A 17,735-nucleotide genomic window follows, 5' to 3' on the forward strand; every position below is an offset into this window, starting at 1 on the left:
AAAAGGAAAAACCATCCAGGAATACTTACTTCCCCTTCCAAAATTGAAAAGGTTTACCACTGGAGAAATGTCATGAATTGTAAGAAAATTAGCAGGTTTATTAAAATTGTCATAAAACTAAAAGATTCTGTCGTTTTTTGTCCATATCCTGTTTATTTACTAGATCAAAAGTGTTATATTTATTTCGGACAAAGAATGACTTGTCAGAGGTCAGTTCTCTTTACATTCTGATCTGATGGGACTTTCATATTCTATTTAACTGTTTTAATACTTTTTACCTAGTAAGTAGATACATATGTTACGAAGTTTTAACTTCATCGGAGGGTAATGTTATGTCAATTAAAGCCGATGCTCGTCATTTATACCTTCAAGTTATCGATCAATTGAAGCAGGATATCGAAGAGGGAAGGTATAAAGAGAAAGAAAAATTGCCTTCTGAGTTCGCGCTATCCAAGAGACTCGGCGTATCGAGGGCTACACTGAGGGAAGCATTAAGGCTCCTGGAAGAAGAAAATATTGTGACAAGACGCCATGGTGTCGGTACCTTCGTCAATCCCAAACCCGTTTTTTCCGCAGGCATCGAACAATTGAAAAGTGTGACTGAAATGATTGCTTCCGCAGGAAAAATACCGGGGACCCAATATTTATCCACAGAATTGATCGAAGCTTCTGAAGAAGATAAAGACAGATTTGCCCCTGCTGAGATCGATACATTGGCTAAGATAGAACGGGTCAGAACCGCCGACGGGGACCCAGTCGTTTATTGTGTCGATAAAATATTACAAGACTTGATCCCGATAGAAAAAATTCATAATCAAGCCTCCATCTTTCAAGTGTTGGAGGACTATGGAAGTAAATATGTCAGTTATACAGTTACCCACATCGAACCAGTAGGTTATCATGAGCTTATCTCACCTGTTTTGGGCTGTCAGCCTGATCAGCCGATGCTGCTCTTGAAACAGATGCATTATACAGATAGCGATGAACCGGTTTTATATTCTTGCAATTATTTCAGATCTGACGTATTTAGCTTTTACGTCATCAGGAAGCGTATGTAAAGGGGAACCATTTAAGGGGGTGATGTCCGGCGCCGTTTCGCAGGTGGGTTTAGGCAATACAAGATAAAATCTAACATTTACGGGGGTAGGAATGTTGAAAACAAATCGTTTGCTATTATTGATAGCTTTGCTATTTGCAGCGGGAATTATTTTAAGTGCTTGTGGATCTTCGAACGAAGATGGAAGCGGGGAAGAAAGCGGAGGTGAAACTTCCGATTCCGGTGAAAACCAGGATGGCGGAGGAGACTCTGATTTTAAAGTAGGTATGGTAACCGATGTCGGCGGTGTAGATGACAAATCGTTCAACCAATCCGCATGGGAAGGTCTAAAGGCTTTCGGTGAAGAGAACGGGCTGGAAGAAGGAAAAGGTTACGACTATGCCCAATCGGAAAGCGATGCAGATTTCATGCCGAACTTGAACAGCTTGGTGAAAGCAGATTATGATTTGGTATTTGGTATTGGTTTTAAACTGACTGATGCGTTAAATAAGGTAGCTGGACAAAACCCGGATACACACTTTGCATTGGTTGATGCAGTGGCAGAAGAAGATAACATTGCAAACATCACCTTTAAGGAACACCAAGGTTCTTTCCTTGTCGGGGTGGCGGCAGCAATGAAGACGGAATCCGATAAAGTTGGTTTCGTCGGTGGCGAGAACAGCGAATTGATCAAAAAATTCGAGTCAGGCTTTCGGGCCGGGGTTGCTTCTGTGAATCCGGACATCGAGGTCGACGTACAATATGCCGAATCTTTCGGTGCTCCTGATAAGGGAAAGGTAATTGCTTCCAACATGTATAACAGTGGAGTAGACGTCATTTATCATTCCTCCGGCGCGACAGGCAATGGCGTATTTGCCCAAGCTAAGGATATCAAGAAGAACGATCCTTCCAAAAACGTATGGGTAATCGGCGTAGACCGGGACCAATACGAAGAGGGAGCGATCGGCGATGACAATGTCACACTGACTTCCATGGTCAAACGTGTAGATATTGCGGTCCAAGAAGTTGCTGCACAATCAATGAACGGTGAGTTTCCAGGTGGAGAAATCCTCGAATTCGGTTTAGAAGATGAGGGTGTGTCAGTAGCTAAGACGAATGAAGAGGCAATGACTGATGAAATGGTAGAAGAAATTGACAACTGGAAACAAAAAATCATCGATGGCGAAGTGGAAGTGCCAAGCACAGAAGAAGATTTAGAAGCTTACCTGGACTCTTTATAAAAAAAGCGGGAAAGTGGATAGAAAAAGGCTAGAAATGTCTAGCCTTTTTCTTCTGAAAACGGAATGTTATAAGGAAGGTTGAATCTCGACCGTATGTTAGGGAGTGACATAAACTTGGAGAATTATGTTGTAGAAATGCTGAATATCCGCAAAGAGTTTCCGGGTATCGTTGCGAATGATAATATAACCCTTCAGGTGCAGGAAGGTGAAATACATGCCCTGCTCGGGGAAAATGGTGCGGGAAAATCGACATTGATGAACGTGTTGTTCGGTTTGTATCAACCTGAAAAGGGAGAAATCCGTGTCAACGGCAAGGCCGTCAAAATCACGGACCCTAATGTTGCCAATAATCTAGGAATCGGAATGGTCCACCAACATTTTATGCTTGTCGATACGTTTACCGTTACCCAAAACATCATATTGGGCAGCGAACCGAAAAAGGGCGGAAAAATCGACCTGAAAAAGGCAGAACAGGAAGTGGCGGAACTTTCCGACCGATATGGTTTGAAAGTAGACCCAAGAGCAAAAATAAAAGACATTTCCGTCGGAATGCAGCAACGTGTGGAAATCTTGAAAACTCTTTACAGGGGAGCAGAAGTCTTGATCCTCGATGAACCGACGGCTGTGCTGACTCCTCAAGAGATAAAAGAATTGATTGAAATTATGAGATCTCTGATCAAGGAAGGTAAATCTATTATTTTAATCACCCACAAATTAAAAGAAATTATGGAAGTTTGCGACAGATGTACAGTGGTGCGGAAGGGACAGGGCATCGGAACAGTCGATGTGAAGGATACAAGCCCGGACGAGCTTGCGTCGTTGATGGTCGGAAGGGAAATCAGTTTTACGACGGAGAAGACGGCGGCCGTACCAAAGGACCAAATACTGTCAGTGAAGAGCCTTCATGTCCAGGACAGTCGTAAAGTAGGCATGGTGAAAGGGCTCGATTTGGAAGTGAGAGCGGGGGAAATAGTCGGGATTGCTGGTGTTGATGGCAATGGACAGTCAGAGTTGATCGAAGCAATCACCGGGCTGAGAAAAGTCGAATCAGGATCCATTCATCTTAACGGGAAAGCAATTACCAATCTGCCGCCCAGAAAAGTGACTGACTCTGGTGTGTCGCATATTCCCCAGGATCGTCATAAATTTGGTTTGGTTTTGGATTTTCCCGTCGGCGAAAATATGGTCTTGCAAACTTATTATAAAAAGCCTTTTGCTAAAAAAAGCGTGCTTTCCTATAAAAATATCTATTCTCATGCTAAAAGATTGATCGAAGAATATGACGTCAGAACACCAAGCGAATACACAAAAGCGCGTGCTTTGTCTGGGGGAAACCAGCAAAAAGCAATCATCGGCCGTGAAGTGGACCGATCTCCCGATTTGTTGATTGCTGCACAGCCAACACGCGGATTGGACGTCGGTGCGATTGAATTCATCCATAAAAAATTGATTGAGGAACGTGATAAAGGGCGTGCAGTATTGCTGCTATCCTTCGAGTTGGATGAAATCCTCAATGTAAGTGACCGGATTGCTGTAATGTTTGATGGCAAAATAGTGGCAAATGTCAATCCTTCCGAAACGAATGAACAGGAATTGGGATTGCTCATGGCTGGAAGTACCGTAGAGAAGGATGGTGAGCGTTGATGTTTACCAACCGTATGTTCAATATTCTGGTGCCTGTCATTTCTGTTTTATTGGGTTTGATTGCTGGAGCCATTATCATGGCTTCATTCGGTTACAACCCGTTGAATGGTTATCAAGCCTTATGGGCCGGTTCGTTTGGAGATATTTATTACTTCGGGGAGACAATCCGCCAGGTGACCCCATACATATTCACCGGGTTGGCTGTGGCATTTGCTTTTCGAAGTGGTCTGTTCAATATTGGAGCTGAAGGTCAAGTCATTGTAGGTTGGCTCGCCTCTGTGTGGGTCGGAGCTGCTTTCGATGCACCGATGATAATCCATCTCCCTTTGGCGCTTTTGGCAGCTGCCTTGGCTGGAGCTATTTGGGGCTTCATTCCGGGATTGTTGAAAGCCAAACTGGGTGTTCACGAAGTTATCATCACGATTATGATGAACTATATTGCCTTGCATGTATCGAATGCCCTGATTCGGTCTGTTTTGAGCGAAAATCAGGATTCTTCAGACCCTATCAAGGAATCTGCTTCGCTTGCCTCGAATTGGTTGATGGAAATGACAAGCTATTCCCGTTTGCATTTCGGGATCCTGATCGCCTTGTTTGCAGCAATGATCATGTGGTTTTTACTTGAAAAAACTACTGCAGGTTTTGAATTGAGATCCGTCGGGTTCAACCAGCATGCTTCCCGATATGCCGGTATGAATGTCGGTAAAAACATCATCCTTGCCATGGTTATTTCAGGAGCCTTTGCCGGGCTGGGCGGAGCAATGGAGGGTCTCGGAACCTTCGGTTATATGCCGACACATTCCGCTTTTACCAATCTCGGTTTTGACGGGATTGCGGTCGCCCTTCTTGGCGGCAATAATGCATTCGGTGTCGTACTCGCTGCATTATTGTTCGGTACCCTGAAAATCGGGGCTCTTAATATGCCGACAGCGGCAGATGTACCTTCTGAGCTAGTAGAAATCGTGATAGCCCTGATTATCTTTTTTGTGGCCTCAAGCTATATCATTCGCTGGGTGCTGCTTCGTTTTAAAAAGGAGGGAAAATAAGTGGGTATCCTGGATATTTTGCAATCAATCATTCCTCCAGCAATGTTCTTTTCCGCTCCACTGATTTTTACCGCCCTTGGAGGTGTATTCAGTGAGCGTTCAGGTGTCGTCAATATCGGCCTGGAAGGATTAATGGTGATGGGGGCTTTTGTCGGAATAGTATTCAACCTCACTTTCGCAGATGTATTCGGTGCAGCCACCCCATGGATTTCCATTTTGGCTGCAATGATCGTTTCCGCGGTTTTTTCGCTGATTCATGCAGTTGCATCGGTCACTTTCAGAGCTGATCAGGTTGTGAGTGGTGTGGCGATCAACTTCCTGGCACTGGGATTGGGTGTTTTCCTCACCAAACAATGGTATGACAAGGGACAAACCGATATGGTTTCCCAACCCTTCTATACCTTGGATATCCCGGTACTCGGTGACATTCCGGTTCTTGGTCCGTTGTTCTTCCAAAACATGTACCTGACCTCTTATCTGGCGATTATATTAGCGGTTGTCGCATGGTACATTTTGTATAAAACACCATTCGGTTTGCGATTGCGTTCTGTCGGCGAACATCCGGCGGCCGCCGATACAAACGGAATCAATGTTTATGCGATGCGCTACGTGGCTGTCATGATATCTGGAGCCATGGGAGGACTGGGGGGCTCTGTATTTGCTTTGACCATTGCTTTGAACTTTTCCCAATCAACGATTGTCGGGCAAGGGTTTATGTCGCTGGCTGCTGTAATTTTTGGTAAGTGGCATCCTCTGGGAGCAATGGGTGCAGCATTGTTTTTCGGTTTTGCTCAAAGCTTAAGTGTTATAAGCTCCAGCATTCCATTCTTGGAAGATGTACCGCAAATATATTTGCTGATCGCTCCGTATGTATTAACCATACTTGCACTCGCTGGATTTATCGGCCGGGCGGAAGCTCCAAAAGCAAATGGAGAACCATATATAAAAGGAAGCAGATAAAATTCACTTTTTACAAACCTGGTATTTGTTACCGGGTTTGTTTTTCGTTAAACTAACTATTACAGGGGGCTGCCATACCTGCGAGGATAGTTTTAAGAAAAAGTCGAATGCTATATTTAAACATCGCCAAGGGAGGAAAACGAATGGACGCTATAGAAGAAAAACGCGTGGATAAGCAGGGGTATCGTTTACATGTGTTACCCAGTAAAAAATATAAAACGACCAATGTGGTTGTCAAGCTGAAGGCAAAACTGGAGAGAGATACGATAACCAACAGAGCTCTGCTCCCTTATATTCTTCAACAAGGAACCAACAAGTATCCGAGTGCCCGGGAGCTTCGTACAGCACTTGATGATTTATATGGTGCCGTACTCGGGGTCGATGGAGCCAAAAAGGGAGAAAACCATATTATCACATTGCGGTTGGAAACGGCCAATGAGGCATATTTGTCCACAGATGAGCAAATATTGGAAAAGGCTGTAGAAATGCTCAGCGGCATTTTATTCGATCCGAAATCAAATGGGAACAGCTTCGATGCTTCTATCGTAAAAAGGGAGAAGCAGACGCTCAAGCAAAAAATCGACTCGATCATCGATGATAAAATGAGCTATGCAAATATGCGTCTCATCGATGAGATGTGCAAAGATGAGGCATATCGACTACATGTTCACGGATATGCGGAAGATTTAGAAGGAATCAATGAAGAAACATTGTATCATTATTATCAGAAAATGCTCGCGGAAGATCAAATGGATGTGTATGTTCTGGGAGATGTGTCGGTGGAAAAAGCTGAGCGCTTGATTGAATCAGCTTTCGCCGCTAAACAAAATGCGACCTCAGCAGAGTCCGACAAGACAACAGTAGGAAAAAAGGTTGAAGAAGTGAATACGGTTATCGAAGAACAAAATGTGCAGCAGGCAAAACTTCATCTCGGATATCGTACTAATATCACATTCGGCGATCCTTTGTATTATGCCTTACAGGTTTTTAACGGATTGTTCGGTGGTTTTCCGAGTTCCAAACTGTTCATGAACGTACGTGAAAAGCACAGTCTCGCCTATTATGCTGCTTCCCGTTTTGAAAGCCATAAAGGTTTGCTACTCGTTTTCAGCGGGATTGCGCCGAAGGATTATCAGCAGGCCAGAGATATCATAAATGAACAAATGGCACGGATGAAAGACGGTGAATTTTCGGAGGAAGAGTTAAAAGATACAAAGGATCTAGTTGTCAATCAATTGCTGGAAACGATGGACCATCCCCAAGGATTGATTGAAATTCTTTACCACCAAGTATTGGCCGAAACGGACGTTTCTCCTGAACAAATGCTTGAAAGTGTGAAACAAGTGACCCGACAGGATGTCTTGCAAGTCGGCGATAAAATTGAACAGGATACCGTTTATTTCTTGACTAGCAAAGGGGGAAGCGGCAATGAATAAAACAAACTATGAACAACTAAGAGAAACCATTTACTCCGAAAAGCTTGCCAACGGTCTGCAGGTGTTTCTTCTGCCAAAGCCTGAAATGGCTAAAACATTCGGTATTTTTTCTACTGATTACGGCTCCATTGATCAGACATTTGTTCCGTTGGGAGGAAAAGATTTTATCACGGTACCGGATGGAATCGCCCACTTTCTCGAACATAAATTGTTTGAAAAAGAAGACCGGGATGTATTTCAGGATTTCACGAAACAGGGAGCTTCCGCCAATGCTTTTACTTCCTTTACAAAGACAGCTTACTTGTTTTCAGCTACCAGCAATATTAGAGAAAACGTCACGACGCTGCTTGATTTTGTTCAGGACCCGTTTTTTTCTGAACAGTCGGTTGAAAAAGAAAAGGGGATTATCGGTCAGGAAATTGAAATGTATAATGACCAGCCGGATTGGCGTTCATTCTTTGGCACGATTCAGAGTCTCTATGAAAACCATCCGGTCCAAGTGGATATTGCCGGAACAGTAAAATCAATCAGTGAAATCACGAAGGATGATTTATACACTTGTTATAATACCTTTTATCATCCTTCCAATATGACCTTCTTCCTTGCTGGGAACTTCGAGCCGGAGGAAATGATGAAGTTGATCAAACAAAATCAGGACAGTAAACAGTTTGAGTCTGTTTCGGAAGTAAAGCGGCAGTTTCCTGAGGAACCTGAGCATGTAGCGATGAAAAAAAATGTCATCGAGATGCCTGTCTCTGTCGCCAAATGTATGATCGGGATAAAAGAGCAACCAGACCGCAGTTCAGACGAGGCCTTCCTGAAAGAAGAATTACTGACGGAAATGCTTCTTGATTATTACTTTTCCAAGAGCGGGGAGTACTATCAGGAGTTATATGAGGCCGACTTGATCGATAACAGTTTCCAATTTGAAACCAATATCGAGCGTTCTTTCGGGTTTTCGGTTATCGGAGGGAACACGAACAAACCAGACGAACTAGCAGAAAATGTAAAACGTATGCTTATCGAGTTAAAAGAAAAAAAGTTGACGGAACGAGAATTTGACACAATGAAAAGAAAAAAAATCGGCCAATTTTTGCGTGCGATGAATTCGCTGGAATTTATTTCGAACCAGTTCACCCATTATCATTTGCTTGGAATTGATTTATTCAAAGTACTGCCAGTAATTGAATCGCTAAATGTACGGGAAGCAAATGACTTTATGGAAAACTGGGTTGATGAAGACCGTATTTCTGTATGTCAAATCCTTCCGCAACAAGGTCAATAAGGAAGTGTCCATGAAGAAAAAAGGTAATTGTCTCATCATCGGAGCGAGCGGAGATATCGGCAGGGAAATTGCCCGGCGGGTGGTGGAAGAGGGCTATCAATTGCTTTTGCACTATAACAGTAACCGAAAAGCGGTGGATGAACTTGCATCCTCTCTGCCGGAGGAAGCAGTATTAGCCATCCTGCATGGTGATTTGCGCACAAATGAAGGTATCTCTATGTTTTTGAAAAGCCTGGATTTGCCTGTCGACACGCTTGTATTTGCGAGTGGTACAAGTCACATTGGTTTATTCCAAGATACAGAAGAGGTCACGATGGACTTAATGCTGACCGTGCAAGTAAAAGCACTGTGGATGATCGCAAGACATGTCATCCCGCATATGATTGAAAAACAAAGCGGGAATATTGTGGTCGTGTCTTCGATTTGGGGAAATACCGGTGCAAGCTGTGAAGTGGTCTACTCTTCTGTTAAAGGTGCGCAAAACAGTTTCGTGAAATCGCTGGGAAAAGAACTTGCTCCATGCGGAATCAAAGTGAACGGAATCAGCCCTGGGTATATCGACACCAAGATGAATGAACGTTTTTCATTCGAGGAAAGGCAATCCATTTTATCTGAAATACCAGCTAACAAGGCTGGAAAACCACAGGATGTCGCTAATGCAGCAGCATTTTTGCTTGATCCGCGTTCCGGTTACATTCAGGGGGAAATCATCAATGTGACTGGCGCTTGGTAAAGTGTTTAAAATTCTTCTTCAACCAATGTATAAAGTTCTGCATAAATCAAATGCTAAGCTTGAAAGTTGAGATTGAAGGAGGAAAAAAGATGTCAGTTCTCGATAATTTTGAATCTTGGAAGGACTTTCTGGGAGATCGTCTTCACCAGGCTCAAGGCCAGGGAATGGATCAAAATACAATTTCCGATCTTGCCTTTGAGATAGGTGGATACTTATCAAAACAGGTAGATGCCGAAAATGACCAGGAAGCAATTTTGCGTGATTTATGGAACAGTGCCTCCAAGGATGAACAGCGTGCCATCGCTAATATCATGGTGAAAATGGTCCAAAACGAAGGTACTGGCCAATAACAGGTGAGTAATCAAATGCCTCCCGCTACTTTCCGGGAGGTACAAAGCTTGTAGAAAAACGGCGCGTTTTCTACAAGCTTTTTATATTTTCCGCCCCATCAGACCGTGGAGGATCCCGCACGTTCTTTGCGTGGCCCCCTGCGGAAAGCGAATTTTTTCCTCTGTTTGTTTATAATGGCTATTATGATGAAGGAGCCTTTTGATAAAGAACTTGCAGGGTGAAAAATCACATCACCATAATGGACACAGAACCTTTTTTTTACCTTTTTCCCGTTTATACTAAAAAAATTGTGGAATTTATAAACAATAAACCGAATAATGTCCTTTTCTAAATGTGAAAAATCATTTATGATAAGAGTAAATCCATTTATAAACAGAATGATCAGTGCCCTGTTATAGATGAAGGAGCTTTTTCTATGGAAAAAACCGAATGGTATCTTGAGTATGAAATCCAGCACAATCGTCCTGGCTTATTAGGAGATATATCATCTTTACTGGGGATGTTATCGATTAATATCATATCGATAAACGGCGTGGAAGACTCTCGAAGAGGGATGCTGCTTTTATCAAGAAAAGACGAACAAATCACAAGATTGAAATCGATTTTGGACACCATGGAAACCATCAATGTGACAAAAATAAGAAAACCCAAGCTCAGAGACAGGCTGGCTGTCAGACACGGCAGGTACATACATAGTGATATTGACGACAAAAAGACTTTTCGCTTTGTACGGAATGAATTGGGTCTTCTTGTCGACTTTCTGGCGGAATTATTTAAAAAAGAGGGGCATAAGCTAATAGGCATCAGGGGGATGCCTAGGGTCGGCAAAACGGAGTCGATTGTCGCCTCGAGTGTCTGTGCGAACAAACGCTGGTTGTTTGTCTCAAGCACGTTATTGAAACAAACAATTCGCAGCAAACTGATCAAGGATGAATACAGCCTGGACAATATCTATATCATCGATGGGATTGTCTCTACCCAGAGGGCAAGTGAAAAACACTGGGAATTGGTGCGTGAAATCATGCGCCTTCCGGCTGTGAAGGTAGTCGAGCATCCGGATATATTTGTCCAGCAGACAGAATACAGCTTGAATGATTTCGACTACATAATCGAGTTAAGGAATGACGAAAACGAGGAAATTAAATACGAACCAATCGAAAAGTCCAAGTTTGATGACAGCGGGGGCTTTTCCATGTTTGATTTTTAGAATTGAAGGGTGATTTCGACTATGGAAATTGGAGAAAGGCTAAAGGAAGCAAGGGAGGCTAAAAATCTCTCGTTAGAAGAAATACAACAGATGACAAAGATTCAGACTCGTTATCTGCAAGCAATCGAAAAAGGGAACTTCAGCGTCATGCCTGGAAACTTCTATGTACGGGCGTTTATTAAGGAATATGCCACAGCTGTGGACTTAGATCCGGATGTTTTGATGGAGGAGCACAAAAGCGAGTTGCCCGCCACAAGTGATGAAAGTGCTGTTCAATACACAAGGGTCCAGCGTAGTCGTAAAGAAAGTCCATCGACCTCTAAAAGTCCTGCTGTATTTTCTTTTTTGCCGACCCTGATTGTCGCTTTATTGGTGATTGGCATCCTTTTCACTGTCTGGTATTTGTACCAACAATCCCAAGGGGATGATCAAGGTCAGTCGAACCAGCAGACGGAAGATCAGGACGAAGTCTATGTCGGCGATCCGGATTCCTCTGACACAGAAGAAAACAGCGATGGCGAGGATGGAGAAAGTAGTGCTGAGGATGATAGCCAGACAGAAGAGGAAAGCCAAAAGGATGACCTAGCCAATGAAGAGGAACAACCTGAACCGGAACTGAATGTTGTCGATCAAGGCACGCAGGGGAATGATCAGGTGACGAACATTGAGCTGGTCAATCCAGGAGAAGAAATCGTCGTGGAAGTGGCTTCAGAAAGTGATCATTGGCTCGAAATCACGGAAGGGGAAGATAACGAATTATATAGTGGCATGTTCGGTGAAGCAGACTCTCCTTTGAAAGAAGATTTGTCCGGAGCAGATCAATTCATGATTCGATTTGGAAACCCAGAGCCTATTGACATAACAATAGCAGGTGTTTCACTGGAAATTCCGGAAATGTCCGGTAATACCGTGCAACGAGTCTTTGTTGAAGTTGTAGACGAAAAAGAACAGCAAGAGTAAATGGTTGGACCGTCAGGGCTGTTCCCAGTCGATAACTGTCAGTGGACAGTTGTGGTAGGGGATAGTCCTTATTTTTGACTAACAGAACAGATTATGTATACGTTGAATTGGAGGATACTATTATGAATATACCCAACAGAATCACGATGTCACGCATTTTTCTCATCCCTATTTTTATCCTGCTCTTATCCATCCCGTTTGATTGGGGTAGCTGGAGCATCGGTAATCAGGACTTGCCAATTTCTCATTTTGCGGCAGGCTTGTTATTCATTTTAGCCTCTGCTACAGATTGGATCGACGGTTTTTATGCGAGAAAATACAACCTTGTGACCAATTTAGGGAAGTTTTTGGATCCGTTGGCTGATAAGTTGCTTGTAGCATCTGCATTGATTCTTTTAGTGGAGATGGGGAGCGCACCTGCCTGGGTTGTCATTGTGATTATAAGCCGTGAATTTGCTGTTACAGGACTTCGGCTCGTAGCGGCAGGGGAAGGACTTGTTCTCGCTGCAAGCCAGATGGGAAAGCTGAAGACAGTGCTGCAAATTGTGGCTATTTCCGCTTTGTTGCTGCACAATTTTCCGTTTTCTTATTTGCAGTTCCCTTTCGGAATCATTTGTCTTTATGCTGCAATGATCATAACCATTGTCTCTGGTTACGATTACTTCCGTAAAAATTGGCATGTGATGAGGGATTCTAAATAATGAAACAGATAAGTGCAGAAATAGTCGCCGTCGGTACTGAACTATTACTCGGCCAAATATCCAATACGAACGGTCAGTGGTTATCCAAACGGCTCGCAGATTATGGGGTTAACGTGTACCACCATAGTGTGGTCGGTGATAATCTGGACCGGGTCAAACAAGTTTTCACCACTGCTGCAAAACGGTCTGATATCGTGTTGGTTACCGGTGGCCTTGGCCCGACCGAGGACGATATGACACGAGACGCCTTTCAGGAAATCTATGGAGTGGATGTAGAAGTGGACGAAGCATCCCTTCGTAAGATCACTTCCTATTTTAAAAACAACAACAGGAATATGACCCCGAACAATCGTAAACAGGCTTTGGTATTCAAGGGCTCACAAGTATTGCCCAATGAAGTCGGAATGGCTCCGGGAATGGCGATGGAGACAGAAGATGCCACATGGTTTTTTATGCCGGGAGTTCCCAGGGAAATGAAGCAAATTGCCGATGAATATGCATTCCCATATATTAAAAACAAATATAAGCTTGATAGAATAATACAGTCACGGATGTTAAGATTTGTCGGTATTGGCGAATCACAACTTGAACACCAGCTACAGTCTGTAATTGCCGAACAGACCAATCCTACCATCGCTCCGTTGGCTTCGGAAGGAGAAGTTGCTGTTCGCCTGACAGCTAGTGCTCCGACCAGTGAGTCGGCAGAACGGATGATCAGTGAAGCTGAAGAACGGATTCTGGAACAGGTTGGCGAATACTTTTACGGTTATGATGAGGAATCATTGGAAGCTAAAGCTGTGGAAAAGTTGAAAAGTGGCGGATGGACAATAGCTGCAGCCGAGAGTTTGACGGGCGGAATGTTCACCAGCAGACTAGTTTCTGTTCCGGGAACTTCTCAAGTCGTGGCGGGGAGTGTTGTATGCTATTCGCCTGAAGTAAAGCGATCGATAGTTAAAGTACTTCCTGAAACGATTGACAGGTTTGGAACGGTAAGCGAGCAATGTGCCCAAGAGATGGCGGAAAACATCCGTTCGGAATTTGGTACTGATATAGGAATCAGTTTCACTGGTGTTGCCGGGCCGGGAGATTCGGAAGGGAATCCCCCTGGTACCGTGTTCATCGGGGTTTCCCAAGATCAGAAAGCGACGAAAGTCTATCAGTTCAAGTTTAACGGAAACCGCGAGGCGGTTCGCGCCCGCACAGTGAAAAAAGGATTGGAGTTAGTGTATCGGCTGGAAAAGCGGCATGATCATAAGGCTTGACTGATTCGAGCTTGCAGGAAATCATTCTTTTTCTGCAAGCTATTTTATGTTTATTTTCAAAAAAAGGAGAGAAAGTCAAAATTTTAAAACTGGATTTCCGGATAAGTGGAAAATTTATGTTCGTTCGCTTGAAAATCCAATTTTAGCAGCAAACCCCTAATAGAAAAAAAGGGAACATTTATTCGCTTTTTTACTTGTTAAATCTCATAAAACAAGTTATGATAGTAATAGCTTAATTTTAAGGAGGAAATAATTTGAGTGATCGAAAACAAGCCTTAGATATGGCGTTGAAACAGATAGAAAAGCAATTTGGCAAGGGCTCTATTATGAAACTGGGGGAACGGGCGGAGCAAAAAGTTGCCACTGTGCCGAGTGGTTCGCTGGCCCTGGATGTTGCCCTCGGTGTGGGCGGCTATCCACGAGGACGTGTTGTGGAAATTTACGGTCCGGAATCATCTGGTAAGACAACCGTTTCCTTGCATGCTATTGCTGAAGCACAGCGGCAGGGCGGACAAGCTGCATTTATTGATGCTGAACATGCTTTGGATCCGGTATATGCAAGAAAGCTCGGCGTCAACGTCGATGAATTGCTCCTATCTCAGCCGGATACTGGGGAACAGGCGCTGGAAATAGCTGAGGCCCTTGTCCGAAGCGGAGCTGTCGACATGGTAGTAGTTGACTCGGTTGCAGCTCTTGTACCAAAAGCAGAGATTGAAGGGGAAATGGGAGATGCGCACGTTGGTTTGCAGGCCCGGCTCATGTCTCAGGCACTGCGGAAGCTTTCAGGTGCCATTAACAAATCGAAGACGACAGCGATTTTTATCAACCAAATAAGGGAAAAAGTAGGAGTCATGTTTGGTGAGAATGCTGCTTGAATTACTGTTCGGGAAACAGGCGGTTTGAGTGCCGTCCCCTTTCGGACAGAAAGCAGTTTGCCGTCTGGAAAAGAAATTTTCCAGATTATCAATGCGGAATGAAACGGGGATACTGAGAAGTAAATCCGAACCGAAGGCTGTAAGTAACGAGACAGTCAGGGGCAACGCATAGAAGGTGAACCTGCCATAGGCAGAATATAATCCTTCCACGAGTCCGCATCATCTTAACGAGTGAGTCGAAGATGAAAAGATATGCTGAGCTGGGTCAGAAAAGACTGGCCGTATTCCTGTAAAGGATATGAGGGAAAGGAACCTCCAGAAACAAGAGATAAAAAACTCTTGTGATAACAAGACTGAATCCGGAAACGACTCCTGGCGGGCGTGCTTTGAAATTCTATTCTTCTGTAAGACTAGAAGTGCGCAGAGCTGAAACATTGAAACAAGGAAATGACATGGTTGGTAACAAAACAAAAATCAAGGTTGTAAAAAACAAGGTGGCACCCCCATTCAAGCAAGCAGAGGTAGACATCATGTATGGAGAAGGAATATCCCGGGAAGGTGAGCTACTGGACATCGGTTCCGATTTGGACATTGTGCAAAAAAGTGGTGCGTGGTATTCCTATAATGAGGAACGACTTGGGCAGGGACGGGAAAATGCCAAGCAGTTCCTGAAAGAGAACGAAGCTATCCGTATGGAAATCTACAATACTATTCGCAGCCATTATGATATGGATACTGCCGCACCGGATTCTTCCGAAGAATCGGAAAACCAAGAAACAATGGATATGGATATTTAAGTCGTGAATCCCCAACCGATATTGGCTGGGGATTCATTTGCATGAAAAGTCAGCCTCATCTTTATAGTTTGCACAATTTGCCAAAAGATTATGACATAAATTTGACGGTTCCTTGACAATATAAAATTCCAAGCTTAAAATTGATATGTATAATTCTTCTTATTATTATACACATTTTTGCAAACAAGCGATTTTTTATTGAAAGACACTGTACATGCCGACTAAAAGTGATTGTACAAATTTATAGCAAGAGGAGGTGAACTCATGGAAATAGTTACCTTAATAATCATCTCCATTTTGCTTACCCTTATCGTCGGTATTGTTGTTGGTTATCTGATTCGTAAATCTATTGCGGAGGCAAAGATTTCAAGTGCGGAAGAATTGGCAAAGCAAATAGTAGAAGAAGGTCATCGGAATGCCGATGCAGCCAAAAAAGAGGCGCTTCTTGAAGCGAAAGATGAGAATCATAAGCTTCGTCAGCAGGCGGATCAGGAGCTTCGGGAGCGTCGGGCGGAGCTGCAAAGACAGGAAACACGCCTGATGCAAAAAGAAGAAAATCTGGACCGAAAAAGCGAGACGCTGGACAAGCGTGAGCTGATGTTAGAATCAAGGGAACAAACTCTGACAGAAAAACAACAACAAATTGAAGAAATGGAAAGCAAAGTGGAAGCTATGTTAGGTGAACAGCAAGCTGAACTTGAGCGCATTTCCGGATACACTACTGACCAGGCAAAACAAGTGATCTTAGAGCGAGTCGAGCAAGAAGTCACACATGAATCGGCTATCATGATCAAAGAAGCTGAGAACCGCGCGAAGGAAGAAGCGGATAAAAAGGCAAAAAGCATTTTATCGCTGGCTTTACAACGCTGTGCGGCAGATCATGTGGCAGAAACAACTGTATCGGTAGTCAACCTTCCTAATGACGAAATGAAGGGACGGATTATCGGACGTGAAGGCCGTAACATCAGAACACTTGAAACCTTAACAGGGATTGACCTGATAATTGACGATACACCTGAAGCCGTTATCCTTTCCGGTTTTGATCCAATCCGAAGGGAAACTGCCCGGATTGCTTTGGAAAAACTTGTTCAGGATGGACGGATTCACCCGGCGAGAATCGAGGAAATGGTGGATAAATCAAGAAGAGAAGTGGATGAATATATCCGGGAAGTCGGAGAACAGACCACTTTTGAAATCGGGGTACACGGTTTGCATCCAGACCTCATCAAAATTCTCGGTCGTTTGAAGTATCGGACAAGCTATGGACAGAATGTGTTGAAGCATTCTACGGAAGTAGCGCATCTGGCTGGCTTACTAGCAGCTGAGCTTGGCGAGGATGAAACCCTTGCAAAAAGAGCCGGCTTACTCCACGATATCGGAAAGGCTATCGACCATGAGGTAGAAGGCAGTCACGTAGAGATTGGTAAAGAATTGGCTATGAAATACAAGGAAAATGATGTCGTCATTAACTCTATCGCCTCTCACCATGGAGATGAAGAACCGACCTCCATTATTGCTGTTCTGGTTGCCGCGGCAGATGCTTTATCGGCTGCAAGGCCCGGAGCTAGAAGCGAGACGCTTGAGAATTACATCAAGCGGCTGGAGAAGCTGGAGGAAATCTCGGAGTCTTATGATGGCGTAGAAAAATCATTCGCCATCCAGGCAGGACGAGAGGTCAGAATTATGGTGAAGCCGGATGAAATTGACGATCTGGAAGCACTGAAAATAGCAAGAGAAATAAGGAAAAAAATTGAAGATGAACTGGACTACCCGGGCCATATAAAAGTGACGGTCATCCGGGAAACACGTGCAGTGGAATATGCAAAATAAAGCGGCTACCGGCCGCTTTATTTTTGTGCTTTTGAGCGAACAAGATAAGGCTCTATACTGAATGAAGGTTTAGTGCCGACCTTTAAGGAAGCAAGGACAGGTAGATGAATGTGGTTGTGTCCCAGTCGGATGTGTTTTCCTGCATTCGTTTTAAAACGAGATTTTTTTGGCAACAAAGAATTTGAACGATTAAAGCATAAAATTTTATGGCAGCAATCGGTTAAAAAGGCTCTATAGAGCGAAACAGCGTAGCAGAGGAAATAAGTGAGACTCCTGCGGAAAAACGGGCGGACGAGACCCCGCAGCGGGCTTTGCGAGGAGACTCGGGCGTTCGTCCGCGGAAAGCGAGTTTATTTCCTCTGCGGCCTGAG

The 17,735-nt window shown here is 43.9% G+C and carries 14 protein-coding genes and 2 pseudogenes; all 16 read left to right on the forward strand.

Features of this window, described 5'->3' with window-relative positions; all coding sequences use genetic code 11:
- Positions 1 to 332: 332 nt before the first annotated feature.
- The 16 genes and pseudogenes from ABVF09_RS09665 (at position 333) to rny (ending at position 17,364) form a co-directional block, all read left to right on the forward strand.
- A complete protein-coding gene (locus tag ABVF09_RS09665) occupies positions 333 to 1,058 on the forward strand; it encodes a GntR family transcriptional regulator (protein WP_371069100.1) in 726 nt (241 codons plus the stop codon).
- Positions 1,059 to 1,149: 91 nt separating this feature from the next.
- A complete protein-coding gene (locus ABVF09_RS09670) occupies positions 1,150 to 2,277 on the forward strand; it encodes a BMP family lipoprotein (RefSeq protein ID WP_153462589.1) in 1,128 nt (375 codons plus the stop codon).
- 135 nt (positions 2,278 to 2,412) lie between these two features.
- Positions 2,413 to 3,921 carry an ABC transporter ATP-binding protein gene (locus ABVF09_RS09675; RefSeq protein ID WP_235162468.1) on the forward strand — a complete coding sequence of 503 codons (1,509 nt, stop codon included), beginning with the start codon at positions 2,413 to 2,415 and terminating at the stop codon, positions 3,919 to 3,921.
- Complete coding sequence (locus ABVF09_RS09680) at positions 3,921 to 4,967, forward strand: ABC transporter permease (RefSeq protein WP_026570306.1); 1,047 nt, start codon at positions 3,921 to 3,923, stop codon at positions 4,965 to 4,967. The genes ABVF09_RS09675 and ABVF09_RS09680 overlap by 1 nt, the downstream gene beginning before the upstream one ends.
- Positions 4,968 to 5,009: 42 nt before the next feature.
- Entirely contained in the window at positions 5,010 to 5,927 is a 918-nt protein-coding gene (locus ABVF09_RS09685) for an ABC transporter permease (protein WP_371069200.1), read from the forward strand.
- A 143-nt stretch (positions 5,928 to 6,070) separates the two neighbouring features.
- Positions 6,071 to 7,363: an EF-P 5-aminopentanol modification-associated protein YfmF gene (gene yfmF / locus ABVF09_RS09690; RefSeq protein WP_153462593.1), complete on the forward strand. Its 1,293-nt coding sequence runs from the start codon at positions 6,071 to 6,073 to the stop codon at positions 7,361 to 7,363.
- On the forward strand, positions 7,356 to 8,648 hold the full coding sequence (yfmH, locus tag ABVF09_RS09695; protein ID WP_026570303.1) for an EF-P 5-aminopentanol modification-associated protein YfmH: 1,293 nt from the start codon (positions 7,356 to 7,358) through the stop codon (positions 8,646 to 8,648). The genes yfmF and yfmH overlap by 8 nt, the downstream gene beginning before the upstream one ends.
- Before the next feature lie 10 nt (positions 8,649 to 8,658).
- Positions 8,659 to 9,381 (forward strand): elongation factor P 5-aminopentanone reductase, encoded by a 723-nt coding sequence (gene ymfI / locus ABVF09_RS09700; protein WP_026570302.1) that lies wholly within the window; start codon positions 8,659 to 8,661, stop codon positions 9,379 to 9,381.
- A gap of 89 nt (positions 9,382 to 9,470) precedes the next feature.
- Positions 9,471 to 9,731 carry a DUF3243 domain-containing protein gene (locus ABVF09_RS09705; RefSeq protein WP_026570301.1) on the forward strand — a complete coding sequence of 87 codons (261 nt, stop codon included), beginning with the start codon at positions 9,471 to 9,473 and terminating at the stop codon, positions 9,729 to 9,731.
- A gap of 416 nt (positions 9,732 to 10,147) precedes the next feature.
- A complete protein-coding gene (locus ABVF09_RS09710; RefSeq protein WP_026570300.1) occupies positions 10,148 to 10,939 on the forward strand; it encodes a YmfK family protein in 792 nt (263 codons plus the stop codon).
- A 21-nt stretch (positions 10,940 to 10,960) separates the two neighbouring features.
- A complete protein-coding gene (locus ABVF09_RS09715; RefSeq protein WP_371069101.1) occupies positions 10,961 to 11,899 on the forward strand; it encodes a helix-turn-helix domain-containing protein in 939 nt (312 codons plus the stop codon).
- 122 nt (positions 11,900 to 12,021) lie between these two features.
- A complete protein-coding gene (gene pgsA, locus ABVF09_RS09720) occupies positions 12,022 to 12,600 on the forward strand; it encodes a CDP-diacylglycerol--glycerol-3-phosphate 3-phosphatidyltransferase (RefSeq protein ID WP_026570298.1) in 579 nt (192 codons plus the stop codon).
- The gene (locus ABVF09_RS09725) at positions 12,600 to 13,862 is read left to right on the forward strand and encodes a competence/damage-inducible protein A (protein ID WP_371069102.1); all 1,263 of its coding nucleotides are present in this window, start codon (positions 12,600 to 12,602) and stop codon (positions 13,860 to 13,862) included. The genes pgsA and ABVF09_RS09725 overlap by 1 nt, the downstream gene beginning before the upstream one ends.
- A 254-nt stretch (positions 13,863 to 14,116) precedes the next feature.
- A pseudogene (gene recA, locus ABVF09_RS09730) lies at positions 14,117 to 14,722 on the forward strand (recombinase RecA); the annotation flags it as partial.
- Positions 14,723 to 15,093: 371 nt separating this feature from the next.
- Positions 15,094 to 15,534 (forward strand): annotated as a pseudogene (locus ABVF09_RS09735) (recombinase RecA family protein); the annotation flags it as partial.
- Positions 15,535 to 15,798: 264 nt separating this feature from the next.
- Positions 15,799 to 17,364: a ribonuclease Y gene (gene rny / locus ABVF09_RS09740; RefSeq protein WP_026570296.1), complete on the forward strand. Its 1,566-nt coding sequence runs from the start codon at positions 15,799 to 15,801 to the stop codon at positions 17,362 to 17,364.
- The last annotated feature ends 371 nt before the right edge of the window (positions 17,365 to 17,735 follow it).

It is taken from the genome of Sediminibacillus sp. JSM 1682029, from assembly GCF_041366435.1.
Lineage (GTDB): Bacteria > Bacillota > Bacilli > Bacillales > Amphibacillaceae > Sediminibacillus > Sediminibacillus terrae.

What these genes read in the sequence shown, in the direction of transcription:
- ABVF09_RS09675 (WP_235162468.1), top strand. Translation starts at nt 2,413, where the DNA reads ATGCTGAATATCCGCAAAGAGTTTCCGGGTATCGTTGCGAATGATAAT.
- ABVF09_RS09665 (WP_371069100.1), top strand. Translation starts at nt 333, where the DNA reads ATGTCAATTAAAGCCGATGCTCGTCATTTATACCTTCAAGTTATCGAT.
- ABVF09_RS09725 (WP_371069102.1), top strand. Translation starts at nt 12,600, where the DNA reads ATGAAACAGATAAGTGCAGAAATAGTCGCCGTCGGTACTGAACTATTA.
- ABVF09_RS09715 (WP_371069101.1), top strand. Translation starts at nt 10,961, where the DNA reads ATGGAAATTGGAGAAAGGCTAAAGGAAGCAAGGGAGGCTAAAAATCTC.
- pgsA (WP_026570298.1), top strand. Translation starts at nt 12,022, where the DNA reads ATGAATATACCCAACAGAATCACGATGTCACGCATTTTTCTCATCCCT.
- yfmF (WP_153462593.1), top strand. Translation starts at nt 6,071, where the DNA reads ATGGACGCTATAGAAGAAAAACGCGTGGATAAGCAGGGGTATCGTTTA.
- ymfI (WP_026570302.1), top strand. Translation starts at nt 8,659, where the DNA reads ATGAAGAAAAAAGGTAATTGTCTCATCATCGGAGCGAGCGGAGATATC.
- ABVF09_RS09685 (WP_371069200.1), top strand. Translation starts at nt 5,010, where the DNA reads ATGTTCTTTTCCGCTCCACTGATTTTTACCGCCCTTGGAGGTGTATTC.
- ABVF09_RS09680 (WP_026570306.1), top strand. Translation starts at nt 3,921, where the DNA reads ATGTTTACCAACCGTATGTTCAATATTCTGGTGCCTGTCATTTCTGTT.
- ABVF09_RS09710 (WP_026570300.1), top strand. Translation starts at nt 10,148, where the DNA reads ATGGAAAAAACCGAATGGTATCTTGAGTATGAAATCCAGCACAATCGT.
- rny (WP_026570296.1), top strand. Translation starts at nt 15,799, where the DNA reads ATGGAAATAGTTACCTTAATAATCATCTCCATTTTGCTTACCCTTATC.
- ABVF09_RS09670 (WP_153462589.1), top strand. Translation starts at nt 1,150, where the DNA reads ATGTTGAAAACAAATCGTTTGCTATTATTGATAGCTTTGCTATTTGCA.
- yfmH (WP_026570303.1), top strand. Translation starts at nt 7,356, where the DNA reads ATGAATAAAACAAACTATGAACAACTAAGAGAAACCATTTACTCCGAA.
- ABVF09_RS09705 (WP_026570301.1), top strand. Translation starts at nt 9,471, where the DNA reads ATGTCAGTTCTCGATAATTTTGAATCTTGGAAGGACTTTCTGGGAGAT.